Below are 11,971 nucleotides of genomic sequence, written 5' to 3'. Positions count from 1 at the left end.
TCAAGGCAAAGTAAAGCCAATAAAGCACAATACTGATGATTTGGATAATGACTATTGAACCCGAGAAGATACTAGCCATCCCCATCATCTCTTCCTCTGTCATAGTGCCGGATGAGAATGAATTAAAAGTTCCTAAGCCAAATAGCCCTAAAAGTGGAGAAATAATGATCCAGTATGCAATAGACAGAATAATAGCATCAAGGATATAGGCGACAAACCTAAGCCAAAATCCTGCGTATTCAACCGGACGCTGTTCGGTTACTGGTGAATCTAATGTTGCTTCCATAATTGTTTTAGTAAGTTTTGATTGGCGAACAATCTATAAATTATTATTGAAGATTCAAAAATATTCTAAGATTTGGATAATACTAGTGTTGCCATGGAACGCTGACCTTCCACTAATACTGTTTTTATGGGCTCCACTTTTTCAAAGCCTGAGCTATTCACAAGCCTGTTAATATCCTCCAGAGTAAGCAAATAGCTGAATGAATCATCATTTGTTTTTTCCAGGCCAATGGTAGAAGCCATCCTGATAAAAAGAATACCTTGCTGGTTAAGCACCCGTTTTAGTTCCTCTATCATTTCATAAAATGCATCACGATCCTGCGCAAAATGCAGAACAGCACTACAAATGATGGCATCAAAGAAATAGTCTTTCCAGGGTAACATTTCTAATTTACCATCCAAAAAATGGTCTTTAGGAATTGTTTTATGCATCATGTGCAGCATTTTGATGGCCAAAGGATTGCTATCTATCCCATAGACGTCATAGCCGTTATTAAGGAAGTACGGCATATTCCTGCCTTCACCGCATCCTGCATCCAAAACCCGCTTTTTCCCTTCAAACCGGCCTTTTAGAATCTGGTCAAGTAAATAAATATCAATATTGCCAACTGCCTTATTAAGCTCCGAGTAATGCATGCTTTAATGATTTATCAAATTCCTGCCGCCCACAGTCTATGAGTTCCTTGCTTTTATAAAATTCAAAGGTACTACAAGTCTCCCTTGATATCCGAACAACAATATCAGGGCGACTGTGTTCAATAATATATTCTGAAATTCGGTCCTGCATGAGGTCAACCGATTTTGCCACCAACTCAAAATAGCTAAGCCTTTTGACCTTATTATTGTTTTTAGGAAAAATGCTGTTCCATTTTTCAACCAGTGGAGCAAAACGCCCCTTATCATCTAAAGACTCCGGAATATCCGGCTTTACACAAGGAACCGCCGCATTGACATCGGAAACTACAACAATATCATTCTCCGATCGCTTCACGTAGGCTATAGGTATAGGATTGAGTACACCGCCGTCAACCAGCTCCACACCATTAATAACACTGGGCTTGAGTACCGACGGAATGGCTGCAGAAGCCCGCAATGCCGTGAAAAGGCTTCCGGAATTAAAAACTACTTCCTTTTTATTAACTATATCAGTTGCAACAGCAGAAAAGTCTATGTCGAGGTCTTCAATATTAGAATCATCGATGAATGATTTCATTTGGTTAAAGACGCGCTCACCACGTACAAAACCCTGCGTGCTCAGGGTGAAATCCATCAACTTAAAAACGTCGATCTTATCCAGGTTACAAACCCACTCTTTGAACTCAGGTAATTTTCCAGCCGCATATACGCCTCCTACTACTGCACCCATCGAGCTACCGGATATTGATTTGATTTCATAACCTGCCTCAAGTACTGCCTCTATAACACCAATATGCGCTACGCCACGGGCTCCTCCACTTGATAATACAAGTGCCGCTGTTTTTTTCATAATACTAAAGTTATCAATGTATAAAAATACACCAAACAATTACGTAATTTTCAAATATATGGATACTACAGCAAGTCAAAATCAATATATTTAATACCTTGACCTATATGGATAAAAAAATACTTACTTATTTCAAGAGGCTGGAAAGGTCAAAGCACAACCTGCTCGCACTGGTTGAGGACATGCCCCATGAGAAACTAAACACCCAACCTGCTGAAGGAAGATGGTCTGTTGCGCAGGTGTTGTATCATATGAAGGAGGCCGAAAAACTGCCATTGGCTTATATGAAGAAAAAGACGCTTGATCCCAACGCTTTGCATCCGTCTACGCTAAAGCAACAGCTTAGAAGCTATTTGTTGCAAATCTCTCTTTTCCTCCCGCTAAAATTTGAAGCCCCAAGAGTGGTAAAAGACGGCATCCCTGAAGAAATACACCTTGAAGAATTGAAAAAAGACTGGGAGGTTGTAAGAAAGGACATGCAGGCATTTCTTGAGAGCCTGGACCCGGCACTATATAGCAAGAAAATTTTTAAACACCCCCGGATAGGTATGATCAACATCAAACAGACCATGGATTTTTTCCAATCCCATTTAGACCATCACGTGCCACAGGTGAAGGGGCTTTTGGCAAAAACAAAATAAGCACTTGCATCGACCGTTAATTTGATCAAAAATTGAAAATAAGATACATTGATTGATCTTATTTTCGGTTTTTATGTCAAATAAGAAAAAATACACTTCTCGATACTCTTAGAATAAGACATCAAGATGCTGAATGAGATGATGGTGTTCAAATAGTAAATTTTGGATAGCTCATTTTGCTTTCTGGCAGAGTTGCCAGTGGCGAAGGAGGTGACAAGTCTCACACCTTACCTCCAATTACACTGCCTAATAACCTCTATTCAAAATAAATATGCTTTATTGACTGACTTTATATAGCTTTAATAGCGAAATATTACTTATATGAAAAAAATACTGGCTTTAATAGGCTTTCTGTCAATCTGCTCCACAGGTTATACACAAAGCCTGCAATCTCCCGATGAGTTTTTGGGCTATGAATTAGGAGCACGATTCACTCGTCATCATAAAGTGGTCGAATACTTCCGGCACGTTGCAGAATCATCAACCAAGGTAAAGCTTCAGCAGTACGGAGAGACCTATGAGCACCGCCCTCTGATCATAGCTGTAGTCGCTTCAGAAGAGAACATGGCGAGGCTTGACGAAATTAAGCAAAACAACCTTAAACGATCAGGACTCATGGATGGGCCTCCGTCCGGTGATAAAACAGCCATCGTATGGTTGAGCTATAATATTCACGGCAATGAGGCTTCTTCCATAGAAGCTGCGATGAAAACCATTCATGCACTTGTAACCGAAGAGCGTGCCAAAGCATGGCTGGAAAACACGGTTGTGATTATCGATCCGTGTGTAAACCCTGATGGCAGGGATCGTTATGCCAACTTTTACAATCAATATGGAGATAAGTATTTCAATCCCAATGGTGATGCTATTGAGCATCACGAGCCCTGGCCGGGAGGGAGGCCTAACCACTACTTGTTTGACTTAAACAGGGACTGGGCATGGCAAACACAGGTGGAGTCGGCAAGCAGGGCAGAGGTCTATCACCAGTGGATGCCTCATGTGCATGTGGATTTTCACGAGCAATATGTAAACAACCCTTATTACTTTGCCCCGGCGGCAGAGCCTTTTCATGAAGTGATCACTCCCTGGCAAAGGGAATTCCAGACCATTATCGGAAAAAACCACACAAAATATTTTGATGCCAACAACTGGCTGTATTTTACCAAGCAGCATTTTGACCTGCTTTACCCCAGCTATGGAGACACTTACCCTACGTACAATGGCGCCATAGGCATGACTTATGAGCAGGCGGGCCATGGCTATGCAGGTTTGGGCATCATAACGGAATATGGAGATACACTGACACTAAAAGACCGGTTGCTGCACCATTTCACAACCGGAATATCTACAGTAGAGATCACTTCTATGCACGCCGACAAAGTAGTCAATGAGTTTGAAAAATACTTTGAGCAGAATGAAAAGAACCCAAGCTCAAAATATAAGACCTATGTGATCAAAGCTGATAATAACATCGATAAGATCAGAGCATTAACGAGGTTCCTGGATAAACAACACATCACTTATGGCACGACCAACCAGCGAAGAGCTTTGAATGGCTTTAGCTACAGGAGCAATCAAATGACCTCTGTAAGTATGGGTGGGCAGGACCTGGTAATCAGCGCATACCAGCCCAAGTCACGTCTACTGACTGCCCTGTTTGAACCTGTTGTTAAACTTTCAGATACGCTTACCTATGATATCACGGCGTGGTCCCTTCCCTATGCGTATGGCCTGGATGCCTATGCGTTAACTGACAAGGTAGATATCTCAGGGGAGTATGAGGCGCAAAAGCCGCAGGCCGGAAAAAGCCCTGACCATGTCTATGCTTATATTCTTAATTATAAAAGCTTACAGGACGCAAAATTTTTAGCAGCCGTACTCCAGGAAGGTATAAATGCCAGGGTAACGCACAAGCCTCTGCAAATAGAAGGTGAAAATTTCTCCAGAGGCTCCATAGTCATTACCCGAAGAACCAATGAGAGCTTTGGCAGCAGCTTTGACCAGATCATTGGTGAACTTGCCAATAAGTACGACAGGAATATAGTTGCCGTATCTACTGGTTTTGCTCAAAACGGAGTTGATCTGGGTTCCGGAGATGTAGCCAGGGTAAATATGCCTAAAGTAGCGGTTTTGGCCGGGGAACAAACCTCATCATTAAATTTTGGTGAGATCTGGCACTTCTTTGAACGACAATTGGAGTATCCGGTAACCAATATAGGCACAACATATTTTGATAATGTGGACCTGTCAGACTACGATGTACTGATCGTTCCCAATGGGTATTATAGCCTGTTCAGCGAAACTACCCTGGCAAAAGTAAACACCTGGATAAGGAGAGGTGGCAAGGTAATCGCCATAGGCAATGCTCTTAATTCCTTCAAGGACAAAAATGGTTTTGGGCTTAAAGAATACGCTTCTGATAAGGAGAAAAAGGAAGATGAGCATAAGCCCACCCTCGAGGAGCAATTGCGCAACTATGCAGACCAGGAGCGCGACCAACTCAGCAATTCCATTTTTGGGGCTATATTCAAAATTTACCTAGACAACACTCATCCACTGGCCTATGGCTACGATAAGGCCTATTTCACATTAAAATCTGGCAGCCAGAATCTGGCTTTCTTAAGCGAAGGTGGTAATGTAGGGGTTATTAAGGGAGAAGCAGAACCGATAAGTGGGTTTGCCGGTTACAGGGCAACTAAAAAACTCCAAAACAGCCTGGTGTTTGGTGTAGAAAATATTGGCAGCGGCCAAATCGTTTATATGGTAGACAACCCTCTGTTCCGAGGTTTCTGGGAAAATGGAAAGCTTCTGTTTGCCAATGCTGTTTTTATGGTAGGAAACTAACAATAGTAAATCCCGGCTCAGCTAAGAGCCGGGGTTTATTACTGTATCCAGGTAATCTACTATATCACCAATGGTTTTAATTCCGGCCATATCTTCATCCTTAATCCGGATATTAAACCTTACTTCCAACCGGAAAACAAGATCAGCCAGATCAAGTGAATCCAAACCTAAATCCTTAAGCAAGTCGCAATCCATGGAGATTTCCGACTCCATGATACCTACGTCCTTTGTTAGAATGTCCCTTACTTCACTAAGTATCCTGACTTTGTGCTCAATTAATGTTTCCATACTCTTTCTTCAATCTACTGATTAACTCATCATACACCATTATCTTTTCCCGGCTCACAATGCCCCGGGTGTTATTAAAAATAATGTCACTTCCCAAACCAGCTATTTCATCCTGGCTGCCATGGTTGATCAGATCCAGACGACCGAACAGAATTTCTTCAAGGCAGTAGAGCTGGAGCTTCACATACCTTTGAATATTTACGCCTTCTGCTATCCAGCCCTTTTCCCTGCTGTTCTCAACAAACGCTGTCATTGAGTCGGCAAGATCTTGCCTGAAACTGTCGTAATCAGAAACCGACTCAGGAAAATACTTTCTGACCTCATAAATAAATGAGGAACTCAGCTTTTGGATATGCTGAAAAAAGTGGTACTGTACTTTGATTAGTGCAACCAAAGGACAACCTTCCTTCGGTGCAACTTCGTTGATCTCCAGCCTGGCATTCAGGAGAAAACGGCCTGTCATAGCCTTTATCAACTGTTCCTTATTCAGGTAAAGCTCATAAAAATGCTTCCTTGAAATCGGAGTCGCCGCAACAATATCATCAATAGTTACTCGCTTTGGCCCATGTTTCAGGAAAAGCTCAAATGCAACTTTTTCAATAACCGCCTTCATTATAAAAATCCTTTCCAACTGAAAGGCACTGAAGGGGCATATTCCCCAACAGTGCCACTATAAACTACAAATCAACCTGTTTCCATCCTCCGCCAAGTGCCTGATAAAGATCAACTATGGCGGTAAGCTTTCTATATTTTGTATCTATCAGGTTCAGCTCTGCTGATAGTTCATTATCCTTTGCCGTCAATACTTCAAGGTAGCTGGCATAGCCATTGACCAACAGCTCTTCAGAGTACTCTACAGCATCGCTTAGGGCATCACGCTGTCTGAGCCTCAGGTCGTACTTTTCATCTTCTGCCGTAATGGTAACCATGGCATTGCTCACTTCCTGGCCTGCATTTAAAAGCGACTTCCTGAAATTCAGCAATGCCTGCTCCTGCTCCGCTTTGTATATCTTGTATTGCGCTTTGATCTTGCCCTGGTTAAAAACAGGTTGCGTTAAACCCCCAACTATGGTTGCAAACAACGACCCTGTATCAAACCAGTTATCAAACTCAATACTTTGAAAACCACCGGTTGCCGAGAGTGTCAGTGAAGGGTAGAACTGGGTACGTGCCACATTGGTCAACTCAAATGCCTGCATTAGCCCAAACTCAGCTTCGATTACATCCGGCCTGTTCCTGACGAGCTGGGCGGGCAATCCTATATTCATATCTACGTCCAGCTCCTGATTTTCAAGCACACCACGATCAATAGGCTGAGGTGCTATGCCCAGCAGCATGCACAAGGCGTTCTCAACAATCTGCACCTGCTTTTTAAGATCAGCCTCCAGAATTTGAGCACCATAAAGCTGGGCTTCCGTCTGCTTTACCGAAACGGCTGTCTGCTGCCCTGATTCTTTCAGGCTTTTCATCGTTTCAAGGCTGGAAGTCCTGTTTTCAACGGTCTCCTCTGCTATTTTAAGCTGGGCATCCAGCGCAAGTAATTGGTAATATGTAGCAGCAACAGAAGCTATTAACTTCGTCTGCACTACCCTGTAGGCGGCCTCACTTTGCATGTAAGCAGCATAGTAAGCCCTTTTATTGCTCCTGATCTTGCCCCAGATATCTGCTTCCCACGAAAGGTCAGCCGCCAATTGGTACTGGTCTATGCTTCCGTTAAAGAAAGAGCCGAACTGGCTATTCTCAGCAAGCTCCTGGTGTGTAACACTCGCACCAACACCCACTGAAGGTAAAAACTCAAGCTTCTTTTGCTTAAAATAGGCCTGTGCAGCTACTATTCGCTGCGCAGCTATGCCCATATCCTGATTATTGGTCAGTGCATCACTTATGAGCTTCTTAAGCTGATCATCAGGAAACAAATTCTCCCAGGGTATATCCCCCAGGGTGGTAGAGTCTGATGTTGTAAAATTTTTATACAAATCCGCTGTCTCTATCTCAGGACGATCATATTTCTTGGTTGCCAGACAGGATGATAAAACAACTGCTAATATCACCCCGGACAATCCCGTATATATATTTCTTATTTGCATTTTGTTTTCTTTTTTAGAATTATTCTGCCAATGCTTCCACTGTCTGCTTTTGATGTCCATTGCTTTTATATGCTTCGGCGTCATCTTCCTGAGCCATCTTACCGCTGATCTTTTCCTGCAAACCCTGGAATATCACGAACAATACAGGAATTACAAACACGCCGAATATGGTACCGATAAGCATACCGCCTACAGCTCCCATACCAATGGACTGGTTACCCACGGCACCTACTCCGGTAGAGAGCGCCAATGGCATCAGACCCAGAATAAAGGCAAATGAAGTCATAAGGATTGGTCTCAACCTCGCTCTGGCTCCATCAATAGCCGAAGCAGCCAGGCTCATTCCCGCTCTTCTTCGCTGGATAGCATACTCTACAATAAGGATAGCATTCTTTGCCAGCAAACCAATCAACATGATCAGGGCCACCTGAAAGTAAATGTTGTTATCAAGGCCTGCCAGGTTAACAAACGCTATGGCTCCGGCCACTCCCACGGGCAGTGAAGCAATAACCGAAAGGGGCAATATGTAACTCTCATACTGCGCACTTAGCAGGAAGTAAACAAAAACAAGGCTCAGCAAAAAGATAAGTATGGCCTGATCACCTGTTTTCACCTCTTCACGGGTAATTCCTGAAAATTCAAAAGCATAGTCATTAGGTAGTGTTTGCGCTGCTACTTCCCTGATAGCATTTACCGCATCCCCGGAGCTGTAGCCAGGGTTGGCCTTACCGTTGATGGTTACAGCATTCAACATGTTAAACCTGCTCACCACTTCGGGGCCATATACCCGCTCCATGTTCACAAACTCACTGATGGCAACCAGCTCGCCCTGCGCATTGGTTACATATACACCGTCCAGCGATTCGGCTGTGGCACGGTCTTCCGGCCTGGCCTGGATCATTACCCTATATTGCTTCCCGAAACGGTTAAAGTCAGTCGTATACAAACCGCCATAATAGCCCTGGAGGGTATTGATGATCTCATTTACAGAGAGGCCGGCCTCCTTGGTCTTCTCCACATTGATGTCCATCTTATATTGCGGGAAGTTAGGGTTGAAGGATGAAAGTGCATATTGTACCTCCGGCCTTGCATTTAATGCACCCAGGAATTGACCCATGGTGCCTGCCAGCTCATGCCAGTTGGCTGTTCCTTTGTTTTGCAACCTCATCTCAAATCCATCGGCGTTACCAAAACCCTGCACACTTGGAGGGGTAAAGAAAAGCACCCTGGCGTCTTTGAAGTGGGCTGTTCTTGCAAAGAGTTGTCCCACTATCGCCTGCACAGATTCTCCATCTCCCTTTCTTTCATCCCAATCTTTAAGACTCACTACTGAGAAAGCGTATGAACCACCATTTACACGGTTCAGCAAACTAAAACCTACAATGTTCATTCGTGCATCCAAAATATCCATAGATGCATATATTGAATCCAGCTCTCTCACTACTTCCTCTGTTCGCTCCAGCGTAGTACCTGCCGGCATGGTAACGTCGGCAAAGATTATCCCACGATCTTCATTAGGGATAAAACCGGATGGCGTAGTCCTGAAAAGCACGACGGCTATAGCCACAAATACCAGCAATCCCACTATGGCTACGGCTTTTCTCCTTACCAGGAACCTTAATGAGTGGATATACTTATTGGTAACGGTATTAAATGCTGTATTGAAAGCGCCAAAAAGCCTTGCTTTCACACCTTTTTTATGGGTTTCTGAAGGATTATGAGGCTTTAGGAGCAAAGCACAGAGTGCAGGGCTCAGTGTAAGTGCATTGACCGCTGAAATCACAATGGCTATGGCCAGTGTAAGCGCAAACTGCTGATAAAAAACACCGGCAGGACCTTTCAAAAACGAAACCGGGATAAACACCGCCGACATAACCAGTGTAATCGAAATAACCGCACCAGTAATTTCGCTCATGGCTGACAGGGTAGCTTTTTTAGCGGATTTCGCCCCTTCATCTAACTTGGCATGCACGGCCTCCACCACCACAATGGCGTCATCCACTACGATACCGATCGCCAGAATTATGGCAAATAAAGTTAGCATGTTGATAGAGAAACCAAATAGCTGCAGGAAGAAGAAAGTACCTATAATAGCTACCGGTACTGCTATAGCCGGAATTAATGTTGACCTGAAATCCTGCAGGAAAATAAACACCACAATGAATACCAGGATAAAGGCTTCAACCAGTGTTTGGATAACATGGTCAATAGAGGCATCCAAAAAGTCTTTGGTGTTGTAAGGAATTACATAATCCAAGCCCTCAGGAAAAGTTGTTTTGTTATCCGACAGTACTGACTCTATTTGCTTGATAATCTCCTGGGCATTCGATCCCGAAGTCTGGAATATACCCACGGCAACACCCTGGTTACCCATGGCTATATTTTTTGTACCATAGTTGAAAGCTCCCAATTCTATATCCGCTACGTCTTTCAGTCGCAGGTAATTACCATTACCAATTGATTTGATAATAATGTTTTCATAGTCCTCAGCCTCTGCCAGACGGCCTTTGTATTTAATGGCGTACTCATAAATACCCTCGGCATTCTCCCCGAACTTACCGGGAGCCGCTTCAATATTCTGCTCTCTTAAGGCATTCTGGATATCGGAGGGCATAAGATTATAAGCCGCCATTTTCTCCGGTTTGATCCAGATCCTCATGGAGTAGTCCTTAGAACCGAATACTGTAACCTGACCAACACCTTTGATCCTCTGTAACTGAGGCACCAGGTTTATTCTGGCGTAGTTTTCTACGAAGGTCTCGTCATAGTTTTTGTTATCCGAAAACAAGGAAAAGAACATTAAAGCACTGTTCTGGCTTTTTTGGGTAGTAACACCGGTTTGCAGCACTGCCTGAGGCAATTTACTGTTGGCTTTGGCTACCCGGTTTTGCACGTTCACCGCTGCAATATCCGGATCAGTACCCAACTCAAAGTAAACACTGATATTGGCAGCACCATCATTACTGGCCGTAGAGGTCATATAAGTCATCCCCTCCACACCATTGATCTCCTCCTCAAGAGGAATAACCACACTGTTTAGTACGGTTTCTGCGTTAGCTCCGGTATACACCGCCTGCACCTGTACGGTAGGCGGGGCTATTTCCGGGTACTGCTCGATCGGCAGGGATGTTAAACTCAGGACCCCTATTATAGTAATGAGAATAGAGATCACTGTAGAAAGTACGGGACGTTCTATAAATTTCTTTAACATGATATCGTTTTGTTAGCTAATGTATTTGGTGCAGCCTACTTTGCTGAGGCTGCTGATGCAGTTGAAGTTGAAGGGCTTCCGGCCACGTTGCCTCCCTGAGGTGTTATCTGCATGCCATCTTTAAGCTTGTTTGCTCCGGCTGTAACTATCCTGTCCCCTTCATTCAGACCTGACTTAACTATGAAATCCTTTTCTATACTGGTCACTACCTCCACCGGCATAGGCTTAACTGTATTGTCTTCACCTACCACATAAACCAGCTTCTTGTTTTGCATTTCAAAGGTTGCATTCTGAGGAACCCTGAATACATCCTTATGCACAACAGGGAATTTAATTTCTCCACTGCTTCCGCTTCTAAGCAAAAAGTCCGGGTTAGGGAAAGTAGCCTGCAACTGAGTGCTTCCAGTACGTGTATTCACCAGGCCATTGATGGTTTTGATTTCACCTTTATGCTCATATTCCGATCCGTCTATCAGTACAAGCGAAACTTCGGGCAATTCATCTACCAGGCTCTTTTTCTTATCTGACTTGAACTGTCTGTTGATAGCCAGCAATTGCTTTTCATTAAGCGAGAAATAGGCTCTTACCTTGCTAATGTCTGCCACAGTGGTTAGAGGCTGGGCTTCATTACGCCCCACCAGGGCACCGACTTTATAAGGAATACTTCCCAAGACTCCCGATACCGGGCTTTTCAGGTAAGCATAGCTTAGATTTTCTTTACTGTTATTGTAGTTGGCTGTTGCCTGGAGTAATGCTGCTTTGGCTGCAGATAAGTTACTTTCTGCAGTTGCCAGTTGCTTTTGGCTTACTATATTCTTTTCAACCAGTGGCTTTAGTTTATCAACTTCCAGTTTGGCCGCCTCCACATTGGCCTCTGCTGCTGCAATAGTTGCCTTCGTAGCACTGGCCTGCTGCTCCAGTTGATCAGCATTGATCTTAAAAAGCAGTTGTCCTTCCTTAACCCAGTCACCTTCTTGTACGTATATTTCCTCTATAAATCCATCGATCTTTGGCCTGATCTCAACATTTTGTTCTCCCTCTATACTGGCAGCATAGTTCGTATATGAAGTAACGTCCTGTTTCGAAACAGTATTTACAGGAAATGGCGGCGGTCCTGACGGGCCCTGAG

Annotated in this window: 9 protein-coding genes and 1 pseudogene; 2 read left to right on the top strand and 8 right to left on the bottom strand. The window is 43.8% G+C overall.

The window, feature by feature from the left end:
• From E1163_RS21060 to E1163_RS21050, 3 genes and pseudogenes are all read right to left on the bottom strand, one after another.
• Positions 1 to 286 (bottom strand): annotated as a pseudogene (locus E1163_RS21060) (RDD family protein); the annotation flags it as partial.
• A 65-nt stretch (positions 287 to 351) separates the two neighbouring features.
• A complete protein-coding gene (locus tag E1163_RS21055; protein WP_155174440.1) occupies positions 352 to 921 on the bottom strand; it encodes a class I SAM-dependent methyltransferase in 570 nt (189 codons plus the stop codon).
• Entirely contained in the window at positions 902 to 1,771 is an 870-nt protein-coding gene (locus E1163_RS21050; RefSeq protein WP_155174439.1) for a patatin-like phospholipase family protein, read from the bottom strand. Before E1163_RS21050 ends, E1163_RS21055 begins: the two co-directional genes overlap by 20 nt.
• A gap of 107 nt (positions 1,772 to 1,878) precedes the next feature.
• Here E1163_RS21050 and E1163_RS21045 point away from each other — a divergent pair, with 107 nt between their 5' ends.
• Both E1163_RS21045 and E1163_RS21040 read left to right on the top strand, forming a co-directional pair.
• Complete coding sequence (locus E1163_RS21045; RefSeq protein WP_155174438.1) at positions 1,879 to 2,412, top strand: DinB family protein; 534 nt, start codon at positions 1,879 to 1,881, stop codon at positions 2,410 to 2,412.
• A gap of 321 nt (positions 2,413 to 2,733) precedes the next feature.
• Entirely contained in the window at positions 2,734 to 5,256 is a 2,523-nt protein-coding gene (locus E1163_RS21040; RefSeq protein ID WP_155174437.1) for a M14 family metallopeptidase, read from the top strand.
• Positions 5,257 to 5,277: 21 nt separating this feature from the next.
• Here the strand turns inward: E1163_RS21040 and E1163_RS21035 are convergent, their stop codons facing one another.
• From E1163_RS21035 to E1163_RS21015, 5 genes are all read right to left on the bottom strand, one after another.
• Positions 5,278 to 5,544, bottom strand: coding sequence for an acyl carrier protein (locus tag E1163_RS21035; protein ID WP_155174436.1), 267 nt, complete (start codon positions 5,542 to 5,544; stop codon positions 5,278 to 5,280).
• A complete protein-coding gene (locus E1163_RS21030) occupies positions 5,528 to 6,157 on the bottom strand; it encodes a TetR/AcrR family transcriptional regulator (protein WP_155174435.1) in 630 nt (209 codons plus the stop codon). Before E1163_RS21030 ends, E1163_RS21035 begins: the two co-directional genes overlap by 17 nt.
• A gap of 64 nt (positions 6,158 to 6,221) precedes the next feature.
• Entirely contained in the window at positions 6,222 to 7,631 is a 1,410-nt protein-coding gene (locus tag E1163_RS21025; protein ID WP_155174434.1) for an efflux transporter outer membrane subunit, read from the bottom strand.
• 19 nt (positions 7,632 to 7,650) lie between these two features.
• Positions 7,651 to 10,842 (bottom strand): efflux RND transporter permease subunit, encoded by a 3,192-nt coding sequence (locus E1163_RS21020; protein ID WP_155174433.1) that lies wholly within the window; start codon positions 10,840 to 10,842, stop codon positions 7,651 to 7,653.
• A gap of 35 nt (positions 10,843 to 10,877) precedes the next feature.
• On the bottom strand, positions 10,878 to 11,971 hold a 1,094-nt coding region (locus tag E1163_RS21015), incomplete at its 5' end, for an efflux RND transporter periplasmic adaptor subunit (RefSeq protein WP_221418053.1).

Origin of the sequence: Fulvivirga kasyanovii (genome assembly GCF_009711405.1) — a bacterium.
Taxonomy (GTDB): domain Bacteria; phylum Bacteroidota; class Bacteroidia; order Cytophagales; family Cyclobacteriaceae; genus Fulvivirga; species Fulvivirga kasyanovii.
The sequence above is the reverse complement of the archived record's forward strand: the minus strand, read 5'-3'. Positions and strand labels throughout refer to the sequence as shown.